Here is a 21,160-nt window from a genome sequence, read left to right as displayed (position 1 = left end):
AAAATCGTGAGGCCTTCGAACCGCTTAGCGGTTGTAGGGCATGTAGACTTTGACGATCTTCGTATCGGCTTCGCTGAGGATCATCGTCCCGCGCGCGTTGCGGATGAAGTCGTTGGAGCGCTTGATCATGCCGTGGCGCTTGCCGGCGGCACCCGCCTTGACCTTGCCCGAGGCGGTCATGCGGAACCGCTTCTTGGCGGCCGACTTGGTCTTCATCTTGGGCATTTTGCTCTCCTGGGTATAGGACCGCGAACAGGCCGGACGCCGCCCCCTTGCAGGGTCGTGCCAGCCACGCATCGAAGGATCTCGAAGGTCGCGTCAGCATTCGAACAGGCACGGCATGCCCTGCCGGCCGGTTCATACGAACGGGCGGCTTATAAAGGCGAGGCGCACGGGATGCAACCCCAATCGTTGCCTGGGTCGTGTCGATCACTTTTCAAGCCAAAATATCCCAATAACCCATCTTATCGTCTCAAGAGTGTGGTCCCCTCGTTGTGCAGCTAACGAGCTTGTGGAATCGATTGTTTTCATGAGCCATTTCGCGACTGTCCCGTTCGAGCCCGAGTTGTGCCTCGCTTCCCTCTCGGATGCGATGCGAGAGGCGACCTTCGAGGTCCGGCTGTGGGGCAAGGTCGCCCACGCCCTGGCCGAGCCTTTGGCGCCCGGCGGCTGCCACATCGCCTTCCACCCTCATCACAGCGGCGCGCCGACGATTCGTCTCAATCCGTGGAGCGCGGTGTCCGGGGCGACCGACTTCATGGCCTCGCCTCATGCGGTGCCGCCGTCCTCCGCCGCCTCGCTGACCCTGGCGCGGACCCTTCACGGCGTCTGGCGGATCGAGCTCTGGTCGAACCGCGCCGATGGCGGCCGTTCCGCCGGCGAGGCGCAGCGGCGACTGGCCGCCGCGATGCCGACCCTCCTCCCGGCCTTCCGCACCTGCCTCGCGCTGCAGGGCGGCGGCGAGCTGGACGGCGCGACGCTGAGCGAGCTGTGGGACCCGCTGCCCTACGGCATCATGCTGCTCGACCCGACGCTGCGCCTGCGCTTTGCCAACATGACCGCCGACGACCTCCTTCACACGCGAACGCTGTTCCGCCCCTTCGGGCGCGAAGGGCGGGTGCAGCCGGCGCTGGGCGAAAATTTCCTGGCCCTGACGCAGGCCTGCGAGATGCTGCGCGACGGCGCGGGCGACCGCGTGAGCTTCGACATGGCCTCGCGCAGCGGGGAATCCTGCGCCGAGATCACGGTGATCTCGCCGCACGGCCTGCCGGGCCTGTCGCGGCGCGGCGAAAGCGGCTTCGCGCGCGATCATCTCGTGGTGACGCTGCGCTCCTTTGCGGGCGGCGCGCCGGCCCGGCTGTCGCTCCCCGCCCATGTCGGCGCGGAAGCGGGCCGCGCGAGCGAGACCCACGCCGGGTTCTGACCTCGCCCGGCCAGCGACCCGGCGAAGCGTGGCGCACGCTCCGCCAAGTCACAAGCGCCCCGCCCGCTCTCGCGAGAGGGCGGGGCGCGCTCTGTCAGGCCGGCTCGGCGGCGCGCGTCGCGCCCGTCTCGCCCTTGCTGCGCGACACGCGCACCGGCACGGATTTGGCGGCGGGAACATGCGCCGTCTTCTCGTGGTGCCAGAGCGGGATCAGCTTGTTCAGCTCGGGATAATAGCCGCCGACATCGCCTTTCGGCAGCTTGTAGGAATGCACCCGCAAGCCCTCGACGCGCCGCTCGACGCCATCGTCCGCATGGGTTTCGAGATCGATCAGGTCCTGATCGCGCAGGCCGAGGCGCTGCATGTCCTCGGCGTTCATCAGAAGCACCATGCGCGAGCCGGAAATGCCCCGCAGGCGGTCGTCATAGCCATAGACCGTCGTGTTGAACTGGTCGTTGGAGCGCAGCGTCATCAGCTTGAAGACGTCGCGGCCCTCGACATCGATGTCGGGGTCGGTGTCGAAGCCCTCCGGCACCAGGAAGTTCGCCTTCTTGCTCTCCGTCTTCCACACGCGCTTGCAGGCCGGCAGGTCGCGGTGGAAGCCGCCGGGCTGGAGGAAGCGCGCGTTGAAGTCCTTGAAGTCGTCGGGATAGGCGCGCTCGATCTCGTCGCGCACGCGCGAATAATCGGCCACCCAATCGTCCCACGGGATCGTGGAGCGGCCGGGCACAGTGGTCTTGGCGAGTTCGGCGACGATCTTGGGCTCGGACAGAAGCTCGGGCGAAGCCGGCGGGCGCCAGCCCTTGGAGCCGTGGATGCAGGCGGTGGAATCCTCCATCGACACGGTCTGGTCGCCGGTCGCCTGCGTGTCGCGCTCGATGCGCCCGAGGCAGGGCAGGATATAGGTGACTTCGCCCGGCAGAAGATGGTTGCGGTTCAGCTTCGTGGAGATCTGCACATGCAGGCGCATCTTGCGCCACGCCTTCTCGATCAGCTCGGTTTCCGGCACGGCGCGCGAGAAATTGCCGCCGAGGCCGATAAAGGCCTTCACCGAACCGTCGAGAATGCCCTCGCAGGCCTCCACCGTCGCCTTGCCCTTCTCGCGCGGCGGCTCGAACCCGTAGAAGGCCTTGAACTTGTCGAGCGGGGCGAGTTCCGGCTTTTCTGTGATGCCGACCGTGCGCTGCCCCTGCACGTTGGAATGGCCTCGGATAGGCGAGATGCCCGCGCCCGGCTTGCCGATATTGCCGCGCATCAGCAGGAGGTTCACCAGCATCTGCACGTTCTGGACGCCGTGCCGGTGCTGCGTCAGGCCCATGCCGTAATGCGCGATCACGGCGTTGGAGCGGGCATAGACGCGCCCGACCTCTTCCAGATCCTCGCGCTTCAGGCCCGAGCAGCGCTCGATCTCGCTCCAGTCGGCCGCGCGCAGATAGGCCTCGAATTCCTCGAACCCGTGCCCGTGCTCGGCGATGAACTCGACATCGAGAACGCGTGGGGCGCCGGACGCCTTCGCCGCATCGTCCAGCGCCAGCACGGCCTTGGCGATGCCCGTCATCGCCGCGATGTCGCCGCCGCAGCGCAGCTGGAAATATTCCGTCGACATCTTCGTCCCCTCGTCGGGGGACAGCATCTCGGTCGGCGCCTGCGGGTTCTTGAAGCGCACGAGACCGCGCTCCTCGACCGGATTGAACGTATAGACCGGCACGCCGCGCTTGCGCGCTTCCTGGAGCGGGTGAAGAAGGCGCGGCGCGTTGGTGCCCGTGTTGTGGCCGAAGAAGAACATCATGTCCGTCTTCTGGAAGTCCTCGTACTGCACCGTGCCGACCGGCGAGCCGATCGACAAGGGCAGGCCGACCGAGGTCGATTCGTGGCACATGTTCGACGAGTCGGGCAGGTTCGCCGAGCCGTAGACCCGGGCGAAGAGCTGGTACATGTAGCTCGTTTCCAGCGAGGCCCGGCCCGAGGCGTAGAAGATCACGGATTTGGGGTCGAGCTTGTTCAGCTCGGCGCCGATCTCGCGAAAGGCGCTCTCCCAGGTCACCGGCACATATTGATCGAGCGAGGCGTCGTAGCGCATCGGGCTCGTCAGGCGGCCGTGCTTCTCCAGATCGTGGTCGGTCCAGTCGAGCAGCTCGCTGACGCGGTGGCGCGAGAAGAAGTCGCGGTCGGTGCGCTTCTTGGTCTGCTCCCAGATCGTCGCCTTGGCGCCGTTCTCGCAGAATTCGAAGGCGTGGCTGTCGGCGGGCTTGGCCCAGGAGCAGGACACGCACATGAAGCCGTCGGGCTTGTTCTGCTTGAACAAGGTGTTCCAGATGGTCGAGACGGCGAGCCCTTCGGCCATGCTCTTTTCCGCCAACGACTTGACCGAACCCCAGCCGCCGGTCGGCTCGTCATAGGGTTCGACAACCGGGAAGGGTTGTTGCTCGCTGCGTTCCATGGCCGATCTCCGTCGCATCGTCTCAACCTTGGAAAAGGTCCAGACCGCGCGAGGTTCCGCCCTATCGTCGGACCGTCAGTCGCATGCCGCGCCTCAAGTGCGGGGCCAGCCGGTCGAGATCGCGCCGCGTGAGCGCGACGCAGCCTTCCGTCGGCGCGAAGCCCGGCCGCGCCACATGCAGGAAGATCGCGCTGCCGAGCCCTCGGGCGCGGCGCGTCACGTTCCAGTCGAGCACCACGACCCCGTCATAGAGCCGGTCCTCGCGCCGCATCCGCTCCGCGCTCGCCGGAAAGGGCAGGCGCACCGGGCGATTATAGGCGCCGTGGCCCGGCGCGTCGCACCAGCCCGCATCGGGATGGGTGAGCAGCGTCGGCAGCGCGAAGCGCGGGCCGCCGCGCCCGCCCGGCCGCCGATAGGCCGAAAGAAGGCGCATCGAGGCGAGCGGCGTCGCGCCGTCGCCCTCGCGCTTGCCGCTCGTGACGCCGCCCTTGCCGAGCGCGCAGCGAAGCCGCAACGATCCGAACTGGAAAATCCCCTTCTGGGGGGCGCCCGGCAGGGTGCGCACCAGAATCTGAGGGGATTTGCGCGCTTTCCTGCGAGGGCGGACTGGAAAAAACGACATAGCGCTCACAAATTGTTTCAAACGGAACCCGGTGAAATATGGCAATCCGACCGCATCGTCATCTGAACAGGACCCCTTCATGAGCGCACGCAGCATTCTGATCGTGGACGATGACGACGATCTCCGCACCACCCTCGTCGATCAGCTGTCCCTCCATGAGGAGTTCATCGTCTCCCAGGAGAACAACGCGACCAAGGGCATCAACGCGGCGCGCGGCGGTCTCACCGATCTCGTCATCATGGATGTCGGCCTGCCGGACATGGACGGGCGCGAGGCGGTGCGGGTTCTCCGAAAGTCCGGCTTCAAGGCGCCGATCATCATCCTGACGGGTCAGGACGCCGACGCCGACACGATCCTCGGTCTCGAGGCGGGCGCCAACGACTACGTCACCAAGCCCTTCCGCTTCGCCGTCCTCCTCGCCCGCATCCGCGCCCAGCTGCGCCAGCACGAGCAGTCGGAAGACGCGACCTTCCAGGTCGGCCCCTATGTGTTCAAGCCGAGCCAGAAGGTTCTCGTGGACGACAAGGGCGGCAAGATCCGGCTGACCGAAAAGGAAACCGCGATCATCCGCTATCTCTACCGGGCCGATCGCCGCGTCGTGACGCGCGATGTCCTGCTCGAAGAGGTCTGGGGCTACAATTCGGGCGTCACCACCCACACGCTCGAAACCCATGTCTATCGCCTGCGCCAGAAGATCGAGCCCGAGCCTTCCAATGCCCGGCTGATCGTCACGGAGTCTGGTGGTTACAAGCTCATGCCGTAAAGGCATCTGTGGCCTTCGGGAAACGTCGAGCGGGGCTTTGACCCCCAATCGGCCCCGGCCGGTGCGGCTGGGGCTTTCGTCCCGTCGCATTTCTTGCGATGTCGGAGAAACGAGCGCGGTCTCCCTGGCCGCCGACTGTTTCCCGTCCTCGAGACCCGCCCCCGCGCACCGCCGCGTGGCGCGGGAGAAGCGAACCGCGTGGCATGAGCCTGGAAAGCGACATGGAGGTTTTGAGCGAGGTGCCCCTGTTTCGGGAGCTCTCGCGCGACCAGTTGCGCCTTCTGGCCTTCGGCGCCGAGCATCGCAGCCTTCGGGCGGGCGAAATCCTCTTCCGCGCCGAAGCGCGCGCCGATGCCGGCTTCGTCGTGGCGTCCGGCGAGGTTCATCTCGTGGAAGGCGAGGGCGAGGGGCGCCGCATTTCCATGACCGTCGGGCGCGGCACGCTGCTCGGCGAAATGGCCCTCATGGCCGACACGCGCCGCCCGTCCTCGGCCGTCACCGCGACCGATTGCGACTTCATCCGCATTTCCCGCCCGCTCTTCCGCCGCATGTTGCAGGAATATCCCGACATCGCCGTCGTCATGCACCAGCGCATCCGCGACGACTTCCTCGCCATGGCCAGCCGCATCCTCGCCCTCGAGGACATCTTCGACTACGACGACGAAGACGACACGCCCGGCGAGCCGCGCGGCGAGGAATAGAGCCGGGGCTGCCGCCCCGAGCCCCGCCCGGGAACGAGTTCCCGGACCCTTCCTCTCGTTTGGAACGTTTTTCCGAGATCGGGGAGGGCCATTGGCCCTCCCCGATCTCGGACACATGTCAAACGAACGAGGGGTTCAGGGGACATCATGTCCCCTGACGGGGTGCGGGGGCGGCGCCCCTGCGTCTCACGCTTTCACCCCCGCCGGGCGTCCGCCAGCGCCTGGCCGAAGGCCTTGGCGAAGCTGTCGCGGTCGTCGGGGTTGAGGAAGGCGCCGAGTTCAGTGGCGCGGCCTTCTCCGGTGACGCTCATATGGGTGACGCCGAATTCGGGATGGCGGCGCACGAGGAAGCGGCTCCAGCCGGGATAATAATGGGTTTCGCTGACGGCGCCGCGCGGCGAGATCTTGCGGATCGACAGGTCGGTGCGCGACACCGACACTTCCTCGCGCGCCTGGGCGGAGCGGAAGGACGCGCGCAGCGCGATCCACAGGAGGAGGACGTCGAGCCCGAAGAAGCCGACGATGGGCCAGGCGCCGTTGGCAAGGAAGGCGAGGCCCGAGACGAGGCTCGCGCCGCCGAACAGCGCCATGGTGACATGGAAGCCGCGCCGCCCGAGCGAGCGGTAGGGCACGAGCAGGGCCTCGAAGAGCGGCGCGTCGGCGTCCTGCGCTGGGCGTGTCGTCATCGGCTCTTGCCTCCCACGCTGGATTCGTTCCAAGAAATGGCGGTCCGAGCGGCCCCCGGCGCCGTTCCGCCGCTCCGCTCCGAAGGTCGATCATGGCAGACAGCGACGCGTCCCCGAAAGCCCCCGCGCGCAAGGCGAAGCCCGGCGCGACGAAAACCCGCGTCGCAGAGGGCGCGAGCGCCGAAGGCGCTGCCGCGAAGACGGTCCGCAAGCCGGCGGGGAGGGGGGCCGACATATCCGCCGGGGCGGGTGCGCCCAAGACCAGAACGCCCAAGACGGGTTCGGTCAGCATCAAAGCGACCAAAACAAGCATCGCGAAGACGCGCGCTTCCAAGGCCGCCGCTCCCGCCAAGGCCGGTGCCGGCGTGGCGGTGGCGACGCGCCGCAAGGCCGAGGCGGCGCAGCCTCCCATCCCCTATTCGCCCGACGCGATCGCCGAAATCTTCCGCCGCTTCGCCGTGCAGCGCCCGCATCCGACCTCGGAACTGGAGCATGTGAACACTTTCACGCTGCTCGTCGCGGTCGTGCTCTCCGCTCAGATGACGGATGCCGGCGTCAACCGGGCGACGCGCGGCCTTTTCGCCCGCGCCTCGACGCCGCAAGCCATGGCGGCCCTTGGCGAGGACGAAATCCGCCAGGCGATCAAGACGATCGGCTTCTTCCGCACCAAGGCCAAGAACGTTCAGCGCCTGTCCGAAATGCTGCGCGACGAGCATGGCGGCGAGGTGCCGCGCTCGCGCGAGGCCCTGGAGAAGCTGCCCGGCGTCGGGCGCAAGACGGCCAATGTCATCATGAACACGGCCTTCGGAGAGGAGACGCTGGCGGTCGACACGCACATCCTGCGCATTGGCAACCGCATCAAGATCGCGCCCGGCAAGACGCCGGAAGCGGTGGAGGAGGGCTTCCTCAGGATCATTCCCGAGGGCTTCCTGCGCCACGCCCATCACTGGCTGATCCTGCACGGGCGCTTCGTGTGCAAGGCGCGCAAGCCCGACTGCGAGCACTGCATCATCGCCGACCTCTGCCAGGCCGACGAGAAATGGTGCGACCAGCCGGCCCCGCTCATCGCCCTGCCGGATGCTCCGCCCGGGCCGCAACCTCTCCCGCCGGGGGCGACGCGCCCAGGCGGGTGAACTCGGGCGAGGTTTCCCGCTGCGAAATGCGCTGGTGGAGGTGCACCATGGTGGCGGCGGCAAAGAGCGGCGTCAGGAGATTGAGGATCGGCACGGCGAGGAAGGCCGCGAGCACGAGACCGGCGAGGAAGATCGTCGCCCCATGCCGGTTGCGCAGCGCCTTGGCCTCCTCTTCCGAGCGATAGCGCAGCGCCGCGAACTCGAAATATTCGCGCCCGAGGAGATAGCCGTTCACCACGAAGAACGCGCCGAAATTCACCACCGGGACGAGCAGAAGCGCGAAGGCGAGGAGATTGCCGAGGATCACCACACCGAAGAACTTCAAGGACAGGACGACGCTTCGCCCGAGCGGCAGGGCGCGGCCGACCGGCAGGCCCGGATATTGATCGCGCTCTACCACCTCGGCCACGTCGTCCAGAAACAGGCCGGCGATCACCGCGCTGACCGGCGCGATCAGGAAGGCGAGAAGCAGCGCCAGAAGCAGCCCCGCCGCCCAGCCGGCAAACGTCTCGGCATTGTTCACCCAGGCCGGCATGTCCGGCGCGAAGCCCTCGAAAAAGGGGATCGCCACCGTCTGGAACAGCCAGCGCACCGCGAACCAGAGCGCCACCAGCACCACGGCCGTCAGCCCCAGGCTTTTCCAGAACACGGCGCGGAAGGGCGGCGAGAACACATCCCGAAGGGCGAGAAAGGCGGCACGCAGGATCATCGGCAGGCTCCAGAGGGGGCGCCGCCCAAAGATGGGATGGCCTCGGCTTCGCGGCAATGCGATAAGGCGCGAGGCTCCACTCCTTTGCGCGAAGAACTCTGCCCATGTCCCGTTTCGACCTCCTGACGATCGGCAACGCCATCGTCGACATCCTGTCGCGCACCGACGACGCCTTCCTGCGCGATGCGGAGATCGAGAAGGGCGCGATGACGCTGGTGGACGCGAACCGCGCCCTCGCCATCTACGACCGCATGGGCCCGGCCATCGAGATGTCGGGCGGCAGCGCCGCCAACACCGCCGCCGGCCTCGTCTCGCTCGGCGGGCGCGGCGCCTATTTCGGCAAGGTCTCGAACGACCAGCTCGGCACGATCTTCGCCCACGACATCCGCGCGCTCGGCGTCCACTACCAGACCGCACCCTTGGTAGGGGGGCCGCCCACCGCCCGCTGCATGATCCTCGTCACGCCCGATGGCGAGCGCTCCATGAACACCTATCTCGGCGCCTGCGTCGAACTCGGCCCCGAGGACATCGAGGAGGCCGTCGTCGCCGACAGTCTCGTCACCTATTTCGAAGGCTATCTCTGGGACCCGCCGCGCGCCAAGGACGCCATTCTCCAGGCCGCCCAAATCGCCCATCGCAACGGGCGCGAGATGGCCATGACCCTGTCGGATTCCTTCTGCGTCCACCGCTACCGCGCCGAGTTCCTCGATCTCATGCGCTCGGGCACGGTCGACATCGTCTTCGCCAACGAGGCCGAAGCCCTCGCCCTCTACGAGACCGAAAATCTGGACGAGGCCCTCCGCCGGATCGGCGAGGACACCAAGCGCCTCGCCATCGTCACGCGCGGGCCGGACGGCTGCGTCGTGGTCGAGAACGGTGAGGCCAAGGCCTACCCGGCCACCGCCGTCGAGGCGCTGGTGGACACGACCGGCGCGGGCGATCTCTTCGCCAGCGGCTTCCTGCGCGGCTACACCGCCGGCCTCCCCCACGAAACCAGCGCGGCGCTCGGCGCGCTCGCCGCCGGCCACATCATCACCCAGATCGGCCCCCGCCCGCAGGCGCCGCTGGTCGAGCTGCCCGGCGCGCGGGCGCTGCTGGGGGCGTGAGGGGAGACGCAGGGGCGCTGCCCCTGCACCCCGTCAGGGGAAATGATTTCCCCTGAACCCCTCTTCTCTTGGAGCTGTGTCCGAGATCGGGGAGGGCCAACGGCCCTCCCCGATCTCGGAAAGGTTCCCAAAAGGAAGGAAGGGTCCGGGAAGTCTTTCCCGGGCGGGGCACGGGGCGGCAGCCCCGCCACCCTCTCAAGCCGCCTGCAACCGCTCCGGCAGGCTGCGATAGGACAGGGCTTCGGCGAGATGCGGGCGGCCGATCGTCTCGGCACCGGCGAGATCGGCGATGGTGCGAGCCACTTTCAGGACGCGGTGATAGGCGCGGGCCGAAAGGCGCATGCGCTCGGCGGCGTCGCGCAGGAGGGCGACGCCCGCTTGGTCGGGCGCAGCGGCCTGTTCGAGCCGGTCGGGCGGGCAGCGGGCGTTGGTGGTGCCGGCGGGCAGGCCGAGCGCCTCGTAGCGACGGCTCTGGAGAAGGCGTGCGGCCTCGACGCGGGCGCGCACGGTGACGGAATCTTCTGAGGGGCCGGGCTGGATCAGGTCGAGCGCGGTGACGGCGGGCACGTCGACGCGCAGGTCGATGCGATCGAGCAGCGGGCCGGACAGGCGGGCCTGATAGTCCGACACGCAGCGGGGGCCGCGCGCGCATTGATGGCCGGGCTCGCCGGCCATGCCGCAGCGGCACGGGTTCATGGCGGCGACGAGCTGGAACGCGGCGGGATAAGTGACGCGGTGATTGGCCCGCGCGATGACGCTTTCGCCGGTTTCGATCGGCTGGCGCAGCGAGTCGAGAACGGCGGGCGTGAATTCGGGCAACTCGTCCAGAAACAGGACGCCGTGATGGGCGAGCGAGACCTCGCCCGGCCGGGCGCGCTGCCCGCCGCCCACCATGGCGGCCATGGAGGCGGAATGGTGCGGGGCGCGAAACGGGCGGCGGGCCGACAGGCGGCCTTCGGAAAGCTCGCCCGCGACCGAGGCGATCATGGAGACGTCGAGCAGCTCGCGCGGCCCGAGCGGGGGCAGAAGCGAGGGCAGGCGCTGCGCCAGCATGGACTTGCCCGATCCGGGCGGGCCGACCATCAGCAAGGTATGCTACATTAACAGCATCGAACCCGACGGACGGTTACCGATGCCCAAGGCTTTCAGCTACATACGCTTCTCGTCGCCGGAGCAGGCACGCGGCGACTCACTCCGTCGTCAGCTATCTAGGGCGAGGGACTGGTGCCAGGCTCGCGGGCTGGAGTTGGACGACAGCCTCCGGGACCTGGGCATATCTGCGTACAAGGGCGCTCACCGGGACATCGGCGCCCTCAAGCGATTCCTTGCTTTGGTTGAGGCGGGGGAGGTCCCGCACGGCTCGTACTTAGTGGTCGAGTCCTTGGACCGTCTGTCCCGAGAGGCTGTTCTGGATGCCGCGGCGCGGCTGTTCGACCTGATCCGCGCGGGAGTCATTGTTGTGACTCTCTCCGACGGTCAGGTCTACTCCGAGGAGCGCCTGCGCACGGACTGGACGCCGCTGATCGTGTCGATCGCAGTGATGGCTCGCGCCCACGAGGAGTCCCGGACGAAGGGAGAGCGAGTTGGGGCCGCCTGGGCAAGGAAGAAGGCCGCGGCACGCGATGAGGGCCGGCCCCTCACGCTGCGCTGTCCCGAGTGGATCGCGATCGAGGACGGCAAGTTCGTCCTCCGCGAGGACCGCGCCGAGATCGTGCGCAGCATCTACCACATGGCGATCGAGGGCTACGGGCAACGGCAGATCGTATCTCGGCTCAACGCGGCCGGAACCCCGACATGGCGAGGCGGCATCGGCTGGCAGACGTCCACCGTCGCCAAGATTCTCAGCGGACGCCTCGCGCTCGGCGAGTACCAGCCGCATTCGGGCACCCACCGCGGCGGCAACCGCCAGCCCGAGGGCAACCCAATCAGGGGCTACTACCCCGCCGTCGTGGACGAGGAGACCTACTGGCGGGCCCGGCAGGCATCGAAGGGCCGCCGCATCGCAGCCGGTCGACGGGGACGCGGCGTCGCTCACCTTCTCCTCGGGCTTGGCAAGTGCGCCCGCTGCGGCGGGTCCATGTACGTGATCGACAAGGGACCGCCACCGAAGGGCGGGACGTACTTCGAGTGCGCCACGCAACGGCGCGGCGCGGGGTGCGAGAACGGCACGAGGTGGCGTGCCGACCGCATCGAACGCCGCCTCCTCCGGGGGCTGGCCTACCTCGACGCAGGGGCGGTCCTCCGCGGCGCGCAGCCCACCGCCGAGGCCGATCGCGTGACCATCCTCGGCGCTCGCCTCGTCGAGGTCGAGGGCCGCCGCAAGCGCCTCCTCGGACTGGTCGAGGACGGGGACGACGGGGCGGCCGACCGCTACCGGGCGCTCGGCGAGGAGGCCAAGACCATCCAGCGCGAGCTCCGCGAGGCCGAGAAGGCCGCCGCGACGGCCGCCGCCGACCCCGGCCTACGCGCCCGTCTCGGTGAGGCCGTGGACCTGTCACGGGCGATGGAGGAAGCGGAGGGCGACGACCGGCACGCGATCAGGACGCGTCTCGCCGAACAGCTTCGCCAACTTGTGGCCGAGGTTCGATTCGATCCCGACTTGGGGGTGCTCGCGTACCTCACCCCGCGGCCGGGCGTCCCCGCCGAGGACGTGCCCGCGATCGTCGGCGCCCGCCACATGCTGGCTTGGCAGATGTGGCTCAACGACGACACGGACCCGTCCGGGTTCGTCGGCATGGATGACACACCCGACCCCGACGAGGAGACCCGCAACCTCCGTACCCTTGCGAAGATGCGCGGGCGGAGAGCGTCGGCGTAGCCGGCGCGACCCGCCCGCACCCGGCAACGCCCCTGCGAGGGGCGTGAACCCCTCCCCGCGGGGAGGGGTGGAGCTGGTCCGAAGGACCGGGTGGGGGTTCGGCGACCCGGGCCCTACTCGGCCGCTTCGAGGAATGCCGCCGACGCCGGAACGCGGACAGGCGCGCCGAGCGGGCGGCGCGGGACAGGCGTGCGCAGCTTCTCAAGCCTTGCCTCGGCCCGAGCCTTGCGCTTCGCGGCAACCTCCGCGCGCCACTTGGCATGCGAGCGCAATGCGCGCCGCAGGTCCGACTTCGCGTTCGTCGACAGCGTCGAGAAACCTTCGGCGCGCTCCAGGAGCGCCAGCTCGGCGTCGAGGTCCGCAAGGATTCGACCGCCCAACAGCTTCCGTGCCTGCTTCAGGTGCAGCCGCCGGTTCCGAAGGGACTGCCCGGTAAGACCCCTGCGACCCTTCTGGAGCCAGGCGTCGAATGCCTTCTCCGTCGTCGGGATCGACTCGCCCCGTTCGCGTGCGAGGATTACCCGCCCGACTGCCTCCGCCAACGGAGGGGGGACCGCGTTGGCGATCATCAACATCCTCTGCCTGGTCGCCGGGATGTCGAGCCAGTCCCAGTCCGCGGGGAAGCCCTGGATGCGGGAAAGGACATCCATCGGCAGCGGGTCGACGAGTGCCGACGGCGCCATGTCGCGCTCGTGGTCCGTGTACCAGTTCTGCGGTCCCTCATGCGCACTGCGCAGGAGCGTTGGGCACGGGAGGTCGATCGACCGGACGCCCGAATGCCCTGTGTAGGGCCGCATGAAGAATGCGCGGGCCTCTGGCGGATGGTCCCCGCCCGGGTGAACGCCCACGTCGTCGCCGAGGGCATCGCGGATCGACATGCGACGGGGAGAGGCGGCCTCGGCGATGGCCGACGTGAGGAAGCCGTCGGCCTCCCCGAGCCTTCCCACGGCGAAGAATCTTTTGCGCATCTGCGGCGTGCCGTAGCGGCTGCCGTCGAGTACGACTTCCGTCAGTCCGTAGCCGGCCTTGACGAACAGGGCGCGCGCCTTCGCGTACGTCTTCGTTTTCCGGGCGCGGGGAACGTTCTCCATGACGAACCACGCGGGCCTTGCGGTGATGATCGCCACGGCGAAGCCGAGCGTCAGGGACGCGTTGCGTCCCTCCTGACGCTTGCCGGCCGAGGAGAAGTCCTGGCACGGCGGGCCGCCGACGATGATGTCGGGCTCCAGGGCGGCGATGGTGGGCGCCATCGTCAGGAGGTCCGCAAGGTCCGCCTTCCGGTGGCGGTCGCGCTTGAAAAGCCGATCGAGCGGCCGGCGGAGGTTCGCGCCGTGGACCCTCAGGGCCTTCTCGTTCGCGTCGTACCCCTGGACGATCTGGAAGCCAGCCCGTGTCAGACCGAGGGACATGCCCCCGGCACCGCAGAAGAGATCGATTGCCCGCATTGGTTCGCCGTCACGTTGTTGCTCGTGACAGTTGCCTACCGCGTGGTCCGTTCGTTTCGGGTCAAGGAATCAGGTGAACGGTCGGTGACCGACGACCCGGTCGCCCCCGTTGACGCACAGGCTCCGGGGCACCTTCGGCGCCAGTTGAGGGGCGCTGCGCCCCTCCGCCTGCTCCGCCTTCGGCTTCGGCCCGTTCGGGCTGGAAAACGGGGACGGCCGTAGCCTTCCGCAACTGAGGGTCAGCTAGTCAGAGGGATGGAGCAACTTCCTTGTGGTGCCACACCCCTGAGTCGCAACGGACGACCCAACGATTCCCTGCAACACAAAGAACTGATTGTCGCAACGGCATCGAACGGATCAAACGACACGCTGCTTACGAGTGTGGGTTGTGTATAATCATCGAACCTAGATTCCCGAGCGGCAATCCGAATCATGTGGCGCGACAGCGAGAGCGAGCAGGACTTCCTGAACTTTACCGAGGTGGCGGACCAGATCGCCACCCTCGCGACCACTCCATCCCTGTTGCCCATCTCGATCGGCGTGTTCGGAACGTGGGGCACGGGAAAGTCGACCGTGCTGAAGCTCGTCGAGGCACGCCTGCCCGCCCCGAGAGACGGGGACGCGGCTGCCGTCGTCGTCAGGTTCGACGCCTGGATGTACCAAGGATTCGACGACGCGCGTGCCGCCCTGATGGAGGTGGTCGCCACCGAGCTTCTCGCGTTGGCGGAGGAGAAGAAGACCCTTGTCGAGAAGGCGAAGGAGTTCGCGGGACGGGTCAATTACTTCCGTGGTTTGGGGATGATCGCCGACTTCGGCGTCGGGATGGCCCTCGGCATCCCCCCGGGCCTCCTGACGAGGGCGGGCGCCGCAGTGTCCTCGGCTCTTGCGGGCGGTCTGACCGAGGAGCAATACGGTACGGCTAAGGAGGACGCGGCCGAGGCTCGGAAGGGGCTCGGCGAACTGATCAAGCCCGCCGAGAAGCGGACGCCGCCAAAGGAGATCGTGGCCTTCCGCGAGGAGTTCGGCTCCTTGCTAGAGGGGCTAGAGACGACGTTGGTCGTCTTCGTCGACAACCTTGACCGATGCCTTCCCGACGTCGCGATCGGCACGCTTGAGGCGATCCGGCTGTTCCTGTTCATGCCTCAGACGGCGTTCGTCATCGCCGCCGACGAGGATATGATCCGCCATTCGGTCGCGAAGCACTTCGACGATCCCAACGCGTCCCACGTGCGCGACTATCTCGATAAGGTCATCCAGGTGCCGATGCGCGTACCGAGGGTCGGGGCGGAGGACCTGCGAGCCTACATGTACTCGCTCTTCGTCGGCCTAGCCGCGCCCGACCGCCTGCCCGCCGTGCAAGAGCGGCTCCTTTCCGCACTGCAAGAAGGATGGCGCAACGAGACATTCGAGAAGGCCGAGATCGCAGGACTCGCGGGAAACCCTCCCGACCTCTTGGACAACCTCGCCATCGCCGACAGGCTGGCGCCGATGATGGCGTCGGCGCCGAAGATCCAGGGCAACCCCCGCATCGTGAAGCGGCTTCTCAACGCCGTGTCGCTCCGGCGTACCCTGGCCGCGAAACGGCAGATGAACGTCGACTTCGCGACCTTGGCGAAGCTCGCCATCTTCGAGCGCTGCACCGACGGTCCGGCAACGCTCGCGCTGTTCCAGCTCATCATGGATGGAAAGGACGTCGAGAAGGTCCTCCTGCCGGGCGGCAAGGATAAGGCCAAGCCGTCCCCGTTGCCCAAAGAGTGGGAGCCGCATGCCGATTTCGTCGAGGAGTGGCGAAAGCTCGACCCGCCGTTCGAGAACGCCGAGAGACTGAGGCCGGCCGTCTTCCTCAGCCGCGACGTCATGGCACCGGCGCGGGCACGCTCGGACATCAGCGAAGCGGCCCGAACCGCCATCGATGCCTTGCTCAAGATCGACGGCATCGCGTCCCCGGTCGGAAAGAGGATCGTCGCCGGCCTGACGCCTGACGACAAGCGCGCCGTCATGTCCGGGCTGGTGGCGACCATGCGGGAAGCCGACTGGACCTCGGCGGTCCCGGGCCTCTACGGCGCCTTGATGATCGCGGAGGCACTTCCGGAGACCAAGACGGAACTCAAGGCCTTCATTGGCAGCCTCAACACCGGCGAGATGACCAAGGGGATTCAGTTCCTCCTTCGCAAGACCGGCATGCTGGAGACCAAGTGATGGGAACCTCGCGCTCTAAGCCTGACGCTCCTCCGGCGGCTCCCCTCGTTCCGCCATGGGCCGACCAAGACCCAGCACCACCTCCGCCGCTACCGGATCCTCTTCCGGAAGATCCCGTCCCCGAGCCGGAGGACGACGACCCCGGCCCGCTGGCCGACGACGTCGTCGACGGAGAAGAGGTGGAGGAGGTTGCCGAGCCTGCTCGGTTCCGCCCCTTCCGGATGGCGCTGAGTAGGTTCGGGGCGTCGAACGATCGTGCGGATGCCAGGGCGGCCCTGGGCCGATGGGCAAACAAGTCCGTTGGGGGCGGTCCAGCCGGAGCCCGGCGCGTCGCACGGGCAGCGCGCACCGGTGGATCCGCGCTGGCGGGCCTCGCGCGCGCCGGCGCGGGAGAACCGCCCGAGGCCGGCCAGATCGACATCCGCGAACTCGCGGGACAGCCTTTGGACGTGGCAGTCGCGGCGATCGTCGACGCGTTCATGCCGGCCGGCATCATTGACGAGGTAACAGCCCGCCTTTCGATGGAGGTAGCCGTCGCGGAAGCGCTAGGCAACGCGGGGGCCTTCGATCCCGCCGCGCTCGACGCCGAGGCGGTGCAGACCGCCACCCTGGCCTTCGTGGCAGAGCTCGTGTTCACGCAGGTCGCAGGCGACGCCGGCAAGGCCCTGGCCGCGATCGGCCCCGTGGCGGCGGCACAACGGGAGGCAGACATCCGCTCTCTCGTGAAAGAGGTTGTCGACTTGGTCGGCGCTCCGATCCTGGTCGCCGCGGGAGCTGTCCTTAGCGGACAGCGGATGTCCGCGTTGGTCGCGCGGACCGTGCAGGTCGCGCTCGAGGAGATCTCGACATGGTGACCCGCATCCCTACCCGCGTGCTCGCCACGCCGAATGCCATGCGCGCGACGGCCGCGGTCGCCCACGGCGACGTCGGCGTTGCCTTGCATCACATCGGTCGCCCTGAACTCGCCGGCCTCGGCGGCACGCTTAACCAAGCGGCGGCCGCACTCCCGAGAACCCCGTCGGTCCTGGCGTGGGACTTCCTCTCCATCGCCCTGGCGGTCCATGCCGCCGACCGTTTCGTCATCCGCAAGGAAGCAGCCGACTCCTGGACGCGCATGATCGCGCTGGAGGTCGAGCTTGCCGATCCCGAGCCGTGGGCGGCCCAGGCCGGGGCGATCGAGGACACTCTTCGCTTCCTTTCGAGCGATATATGGAGCGTCAGGTTCCGCGGCGGGGGCGCACGCCCTCCGGCCGTCGCAGACCGGCCGACAGACCGGGATTGCGCATGCCTGTTCTCCGGCGGCCTCGACAGCCTGATTGGCGCGCTCGACCTACGCGCGGAAGGCCGGAGGCCCCTCCTCGTCAGCCAGGCGTCGCCGAAGGAGGGGTCGGTCCAGCGCACCTTGGCAGGGCTGATCGGCATGGACGCTGAACGTTTCTCGGCGCGTGCCTCGGAGCGCTGGCGGCAGCCGTACGAACCGTCGTCACGGGCACGATCCATGCTGTTCCTCGGCTACGGGGCCGTGGCGGCGGCGTCGCTCGCCCGGGATGGGGCGCCGGTCGACCTCTTCGTTCCCGAGAACGGACTGATCTCGATCAACGCGCCGCTGACGCATCGGCGCATGGCGAGCCTCAGCACGCGGACGACGCACCCGCACTTCATCTCGTCCCTCCAACGTGTCCTCGACGGAGTAGGCCTGCCTGCGCGCATTCGCACGCCCTACGCCCTCAAGACTAAGGGGCAGATGCTTGCCGAATGCCGAGACGAACTTATCCACGAGCTCGCGCACCGCTCCTATTCGTGTGGGAAGGGAAAACGCCTCAACCAACATTGCGGTCGCTGCGTGCCATGCCTTATACGCCGGGCTTCCTTCGAGGCAGCGGGCATGCGGGACGGTACGGATTACTGGGCGAACGACCTTTCCGAACACGCGTCGAACGAGGACGTGGCGGCGGCGAGGTTCGCGGCGGCGACGCTTGAGCGCCGCGACGTGGCACGTTGGGCAAGCGAGGCAGGCCCGCTCCCGACGGATCCGGACTTGCGGCGTGGCCATGTCGACGTGGTGCGCAGGGGCACCGCGGAGGTGAAGGCGTTCCTCGACGCGATCGCCTGGCCTTGATCGACTTGCACTGCCATCTCGACCTGTATCCCGATCCGTCGGGAATGGTCGCGGAGTGCATCACACGGCGCCTCTACGTCCTGTCGGTGACGACTGTTCCCAGCGCGTTCGAGGGCACCGCAGCGCTGGCGCCCGACGGAAGCAGGATCAAGACGGCGCTCGGACTGCATCCGGAACTCGCCGCCGCGCGAGCCCGGGAGTTGCCGTTGTTCGAGCGCCTGCTGCCCCGAACGGACTACGTTGGGGAGATTGGGCTCGACGGATCGCGGGAGCACCGCGACACGATGGATGCCCAGCTCGGGGTGTTGCGGGACATCCTCCGAATGTGCTCGCTCGCAGGTGGGCGGGTGATGTCCATGCACAGTAGGGGCGCCATCGACCGCGTGCTTGACGCCCTGGAGGCCGAGCCAAGCGCCGGCCGCCCGATCCTGCATTGGTTCGTGGGCACGAAACGCCAAGTGGAGCGTGCCGCTGAAATGGGCTGCTGGTTCTCCGTCGGCCCAAGCGTGCTGCTCGGGGAGCGTGGACGGACAGCCGTGCGTGCGATGCCTTGGGATCGGGTCCTCACGGAATCCGACGGGCCATTCGGGCAGTACCAGGGACAACCTACTAAGCCATGGGATGCCTGGGCAACCGTGGAGGGGCTTGCCCAGCTTTGGAACGCAAGTCGGGAAGAGGTCCAGTCGCGCCTTGTGTCGAACTTCCGGAAGATTGTGGCCGAGAAGTAGCTCATCCGAATGATGAGTAGGACGGCCTGCCTTCGCATCGAAGAGGGGCTTCGCAAACCTCTTGCAAGATGCGCCGCCAGCGAAAGAGGATTGTGAAAGGCCGAACGCCCGACGCGACCGCACCCTGCCGATCGCATGGGGAAACGGCCGTTTGCGAAAGGCATCCCGTACCATGTTCCTCGGCTACGCCCGCGTATCCACCTCCGACGATCAGTCCACCATGGCCAAGCGGGCGCGCTGCGCGAGGCTGGGTGCGAAAGGGTGTTCGAGGAGGTCGCGTCCGGCGGCCGCTGGGACCGCCCGGAGCTTCAACGCCTCCTCGATCACCTGCGGCCGGGCGACACGCTCGTAGTCTGGAAACTCGACCGCCTGTCGCGGTCCCTTAAGGATGCCTTGACTGTCATGGAACGGGTCGAGGCGGCCGGCGCGAGTTTCCGTTCCCTCACCGAGGCCATCGACACTTCAACCGCTCCGGGGCGGATGCTCATGCACATGATCGGCGCCTTCGCCGAATTCGAGCGCGCCATGATCCGCGAGCGAACCTCTGCCGGTCTCCGTCAGGCTCGAGCCGAGGGACGCGTCGGCGGGCGGCGCCCGAAGCTCACAGCGGCTCAACGTCGCGAGATCGTTGAGAGCGTCGTGTCGGGCCGGCGAACGGCGGCGGACATGGCGCGGCTCTACGGGGTGTCGCAGCCCACCGTCAGCCGAATCGTCGCCGACGCGCGGTCGCGCTGAACCGCTGCTTTCGACCCTTCGCAGACATCCACTTCGTTACACACGGCGATCAAAAGCGGTCGTTCGAACCGAGCCTACTCCATCAGCGCGGACCGGATCGCCGAACTCGCTAGGCGTGCCGTCGTGCGAAGCTGGTCGAGACGGTGGCCGCTGCGTGCCTTGGCCGACAGGCCGAACAGGGTCGTCGCCACAAAGTCCGTCAGGACCGCCGCTTCCGCTGCATGGCGCTTCGCAATGTGGTCCCGGATCTGTGTTTCCACGGCAAGGTTGTAGGCCAGAGCCGCCTCGCGGGCCTGCGCATCGTTGCAGCGGGTGCCTTCCACCACAAGACAACCGGCTGTCTCCGGATCGGCGGCATAGTGGTGGGCTGCTGCATCCAACAGCGCCGTCAGGTTGTCTGCCACGGGACGGTCCTGTCTCAGGATATCGTCGAGCGGGATTGCTCCCATCGCTGCGTAGCGTTCCAGCACCCGTGCGTAGAGCCCCTGCTTGCTGCCGAAGGCCGAGTAGAAGCTCGGCGGCTTGATGCCCAGAACATCGATGACATCGGCAACACTTACGGCATCGAAGCCGCGGGCGCGAAAGAGATCGGCGGCGACCGCGACCGCCTGCTCCGTGTCGAAGCCGCGGGGCCGTCCGCGGGACCGGGGTATTTTTGTATTAGACATTACAGAACTCGTTGACGGCCTAAAGGCCCATATTTATGTAGCGACTCCTAAGTTATTCCTCAAGGAGGCGGACGTGACGACGTTTCAAGGCAAGACGGTTCTGGTTCTGGGTGGAAGCCGCGGGATCGGCGCCGCGATCGTGCGGCGCTTTGCAGCCGACGGCGCGGCCGTGACCTTTACCTATAGCGGCTCACAGGCCGCGGCCGAGGTGCTGGCTGCCGAGACCGGAAGCCGTACCCTTCGAACCGACAGCGCCGACCGGGACGCGGTGATTGCGACCGTGCGCGAAAGCGGTCCGCTCGACGTCCTGATCGTCAATTCCGGCTTCGCGATCTTCGGCGATGCGCTGGACCAAGACCCGGACGAGATCGACCGCCTGTTCCGTGTCAACGTCCATGCGCCTTACCATGCTTCGGTCGAGGCGGCGCGACACATGCCGTCGGACGGGCGGATCGTCGTGATCGGCTCGGTGAACGGCGACCGCATGCCCGTGCCCGGCATGGCCTCCTATGCGCTGAGCAAGTCGGCCCTTCAGGGGCTGGCCCGGGGTCTAGCCCGCGATTTCGGGCCACGCGGCATCACGATCAACATCGTGCAGCCCGGCCCCATCGACACCGATGCCAACCCGGCGGACGGACCGATGCGGGACCTCATGCACGGCTTCATGGCGATCAAACGCCACGGCCGGCCCGAAGAGGTCGCCGCCATGGTCGCCTGGCTCGCCGGTCCAGAGGCTGGCTTCGTGACAGGGGCCATGCATACGATAGACGGGGCCTTCGGCGCTTAGCAGTTCTCCCTCAACCAGTGAGGAAATGGTCCGCTTTCTGCCTCGGTCGGCGGAAAGCGGACAGTCGCCTTTCCACCC

Annotated in this window: 18 protein-coding genes and 2 pseudogenes; 12 read left to right on the top strand and 8 right to left on the bottom strand. The window is 67.7% G+C overall.

The window, feature by feature from the left end:
• Positions 1–24: 24 nt before the first annotated feature.
• Positions 25–225: a 50S ribosomal protein L35 gene (rpmI, locus tag B146_RS0100100; protein WP_019994366.1), complete on the bottom strand. Its 201-nt coding sequence runs from the start codon at positions 223–225 to the stop codon at positions 25–27.
• 304 nt (positions 226–529) lie between these two features.
• Here rpmI and B146_RS0100095 point away from each other — a divergent pair, with 304 nt between their 5' ends.
• Positions 530–1,423 carry a hypothetical protein gene (locus tag B146_RS0100095; RefSeq protein WP_026358193.1) on the top strand — a complete coding sequence of 298 codons (894 nt, stop codon included), beginning with the start codon at positions 530–532 and terminating at the stop codon, positions 1,421–1,423.
• 94 nt (positions 1,424–1,517) lie between these two features.
• On the opposite strand, the gene B146_RS0100090 is transcribed toward B146_RS0100095, so the two are convergent.
• On the bottom strand, positions 1,518–3,863 hold the full coding sequence (locus tag B146_RS0100090; protein WP_019994364.1) for an FdhF/YdeP family oxidoreductase: 2,346 nt from the start codon (positions 3,861–3,863) through the stop codon (positions 1,518–1,520).
• Positions 3,864–3,924: 61 nt separating this feature from the next.
• Positions 3,925–4,428, bottom strand: a complete 504-nt coding sequence (locus B146_RS0100085) for a L,D-transpeptidase family protein (protein WP_019994363.1) — start codon at positions 4,426–4,428, stop codon at positions 3,925–3,927.
• A gap of 136 nt (positions 4,429–4,564) precedes the next feature.
• Between B146_RS0100085 and B146_RS0100080 the strand changes: the two genes are divergently transcribed.
• Both B146_RS0100080 and B146_RS0100075 read left to right on the top strand, forming a co-directional pair.
• A complete protein-coding gene (locus tag B146_RS0100080; protein WP_019994362.1) occupies positions 4,565–5,248 on the top strand; it encodes a response regulator transcription factor in 684 nt (227 codons plus the stop codon).
• Positions 5,249–5,451: 203 nt separating this feature from the next.
• Positions 5,452–5,949: a cyclic nucleotide-binding domain-containing protein gene (locus B146_RS0100075; protein WP_019994361.1), complete on the top strand. Its 498-nt coding sequence runs from the start codon at positions 5,452–5,454 to the stop codon at positions 5,947–5,949.
• Between the two features lie 194 nt (positions 5,950–6,143).
• Here B146_RS0100075 and B146_RS0100070 read toward each other — a convergent pair whose 3' ends face one another.
• Positions 6,144–6,635: a DUF2244 domain-containing protein gene (locus B146_RS0100070; RefSeq protein ID WP_019994360.1), complete on the bottom strand. Its 492-nt coding sequence runs from the start codon at positions 6,633–6,635 to the stop codon at positions 6,144–6,146.
• Between the two features lie 410 nt (positions 6,636–7,045).
• On the opposite strand from B146_RS0100070, the gene nth reads away from it, so the two are divergent.
• Positions 7,046–7,768, top strand: a complete 723-nt coding sequence (gene nth, locus B146_RS24530; RefSeq protein ID WP_407638535.1) for an endonuclease III — start codon at positions 7,046–7,048, stop codon at positions 7,766–7,768.
• Here nth and B146_RS0100060 read toward each other — a convergent pair.
• The gene (locus B146_RS0100060; RefSeq protein WP_019994358.1) at positions 7,698–8,477 is read right to left on the bottom strand and encodes a sulfate transporter family protein; all 780 of its coding nucleotides are present in this window, start codon (positions 8,475–8,477) and stop codon (positions 7,698–7,700) included. The genes nth and B146_RS0100060 overlap by 71 nt on opposite strands.
• A 104-nt stretch (positions 8,478–8,581) precedes the next feature.
• On the opposite strand from B146_RS0100060, the gene B146_RS0100055 reads away from it, so the two are divergent.
• Entirely contained in the window at positions 8,582–9,583 is a 1,002-nt protein-coding gene (locus B146_RS0100055; protein ID WP_019994357.1) for an adenosine kinase, read from the top strand.
• Positions 9,584–9,778: 195 nt separating this feature from the next.
• Here B146_RS0100055 and B146_RS24525 read toward each other — a convergent pair.
• Positions 9,779–10,678, bottom strand: a pseudogene (locus B146_RS24525) (YifB family Mg chelatase-like AAA ATPase); the annotation flags it as partial.
• 37 nt (positions 10,679–10,715) lie between these two features.
• On the opposite strand from B146_RS24525, the gene B146_RS27450 reads away from it, so the two are divergent.
• Entirely contained in the window at positions 10,716–12,401 is a 1,686-nt protein-coding gene (locus tag B146_RS27450) for a recombinase family protein (protein ID WP_162141916.1), read from the top strand.
• Positions 12,402–12,514: 113 nt separating this feature from the next.
• Here B146_RS27450 and B146_RS0100040 read toward each other — a convergent pair whose 3' ends face one another.
• Positions 12,515–13,846 carry a DNA cytosine methyltransferase gene (locus B146_RS0100040; protein ID WP_019994354.1) on the bottom strand — a complete coding sequence of 444 codons (1,332 nt, stop codon included), beginning with the start codon at positions 13,844–13,846 and terminating at the stop codon, positions 12,515–12,517.
• Positions 13,847–14,278: 432 nt separating this feature from the next.
• Here B146_RS0100040 and B146_RS0100035 point away from each other — a divergent pair, with 432 nt between their 5' ends.
• The 5 genes and pseudogenes from B146_RS0100035 to B146_RS24515 all read left to right on the top strand — a co-directional run bounded on the left by B146_RS0100035 (position 14,279) and on the right by B146_RS24515 (position 19,627).
• Positions 14,279–16,045, top strand: a complete 1,767-nt coding sequence (locus B146_RS0100035) for a KAP family P-loop NTPase fold protein (RefSeq protein WP_019994353.1) — start codon at positions 14,279–14,281, stop codon at positions 16,043–16,045.
• A 179-nt stretch (positions 16,046–16,224) separates the two neighbouring features.
• A complete protein-coding gene (locus tag B146_RS0100030; protein ID WP_019994352.1) occupies positions 16,225–16,899 on the top strand; it encodes a hypothetical protein in 675 nt (224 codons plus the stop codon).
• On the top strand, positions 16,893–18,164 hold the full coding sequence (qatC, locus tag B146_RS0100025) for a Qat anti-phage system QueC-like protein QatC (RefSeq protein WP_019994351.1): 1,272 nt from the start codon (positions 16,893–16,895) through the stop codon (positions 18,162–18,164). Before B146_RS0100030 ends, qatC begins: the two co-directional genes overlap by 7 nt.
• Positions 18,161–18,892, top strand: coding sequence for a Qat anti-phage system TatD family nuclease QatD (gene qatD, locus B146_RS0100020; protein ID WP_019994350.1), 732 nt, complete (start codon positions 18,161–18,163; stop codon positions 18,890–18,892). Before qatC ends, qatD begins: the two co-directional genes overlap by 4 nt.
• A 172-nt stretch (positions 18,893–19,064) precedes the next feature.
• Positions 19,065–19,627, top strand: a pseudogene (locus B146_RS24515) (recombinase family protein).
• Between the two features lie 74 nt (positions 19,628–19,701).
• On the opposite strand, the gene B146_RS0100010 reads toward B146_RS24515, so the two are convergent.
• Positions 19,702–20,295, bottom strand: a complete 594-nt coding sequence (locus B146_RS0100010) for a TetR/AcrR family transcriptional regulator (protein ID WP_019994349.1) — start codon at positions 20,293–20,295, stop codon at positions 19,702–19,704.
• Positions 20,296–20,368: 73 nt separating this feature from the next.
• Here B146_RS0100010 and bdcA point away from each other — a divergent pair, with 73 nt between their 5' ends.
• Positions 20,369–21,082, top strand: coding sequence for an SDR family oxidoreductase (bdcA, locus tag B146_RS0100005; RefSeq protein WP_019994348.1), 714 nt, complete (start codon positions 20,369–20,371; stop codon positions 21,080–21,082).
• Positions 21,083–21,160: the final 78 nt, after the last annotated feature.

This window comes from Aureimonas ureilytica DSM 18598 = NBRC 106430 (genome assembly GCF_000382705.1).
Taxonomy (GTDB): domain Bacteria; phylum Pseudomonadota; class Alphaproteobacteria; order Rhizobiales; family Rhizobiaceae; genus Aureimonas; species Aureimonas ureilytica.
This window is presented reverse-complemented; position numbering and strand designations above follow the sequence as displayed.

Excerpts from the sequence above, each read along its gene's own strand:
- B146_RS0100075 (WP_019994361.1), top strand. The coding sequence starts at position 5,452 with ATGAGCCTGGAAAGCGACATGGAGGTTTTGAGCGAGGTGCCCCTGTTT.
- B146_RS0100060 (WP_019994358.1), bottom strand. The coding sequence starts at position 8,477 with ATGATCCTGCGTGCCGCCTTTCTCGCCCTTCGGGATGTGTTCTCGCCG.
- B146_RS0100035 (WP_019994353.1), top strand. The coding sequence starts at position 14,279 with ATGTGGCGCGACAGCGAGAGCGAGCAGGACTTCCTGAACTTTACCGAG.
- B146_RS0100070 (WP_019994360.1), bottom strand. The coding sequence starts at position 6,635 with ATGACGACACGCCCAGCGCAGGACGCCGACGCGCCGCTCTTCGAGGCC.
- B146_RS0100055 (WP_019994357.1), top strand. The coding sequence starts at position 8,582 with ATGTCCCGTTTCGACCTCCTGACGATCGGCAACGCCATCGTCGACATC.
- B146_RS0100090 (WP_019994364.1), bottom strand. The coding sequence starts at position 3,863 with ATGGAACGCAGCGAGCAACAACCCTTCCCGGTTGTCGAACCCTATGAC.
- B146_RS27450 (WP_162141916.1), top strand. The coding sequence starts at position 10,716 with ATGCCCAAGGCTTTCAGCTACATACGCTTCTCGTCGCCGGAGCAGGCA.
- B146_RS0100095 (WP_026358193.1), top strand. The coding sequence starts at position 530 with ATGAGCCATTTCGCGACTGTCCCGTTCGAGCCCGAGTTGTGCCTCGCT.
- rpmI (WP_019994366.1), bottom strand. The coding sequence starts at position 225 with ATGCCCAAGATGAAGACCAAGTCGGCCGCCAAGAAGCGGTTCCGCATG.
- qatC (WP_019994351.1), top strand. The coding sequence starts at position 16,893 with ATGGTGACCCGCATCCCTACCCGCGTGCTCGCCACGCCGAATGCCATG.
- B146_RS0100080 (WP_019994362.1), top strand. The coding sequence starts at position 4,565 with ATGAGCGCACGCAGCATTCTGATCGTGGACGATGACGACGATCTCCGC.
- B146_RS0100010 (WP_019994349.1), bottom strand. The coding sequence starts at position 20,295 with ATGTCTAATACAAAAATACCCCGGTCCCGCGGACGGCCCCGCGGCTTC.
- B146_RS0100040 (WP_019994354.1), bottom strand. The coding sequence starts at position 13,846 with ATGCGGGCAATCGATCTCTTCTGCGGTGCCGGGGGCATGTCCCTCGGT.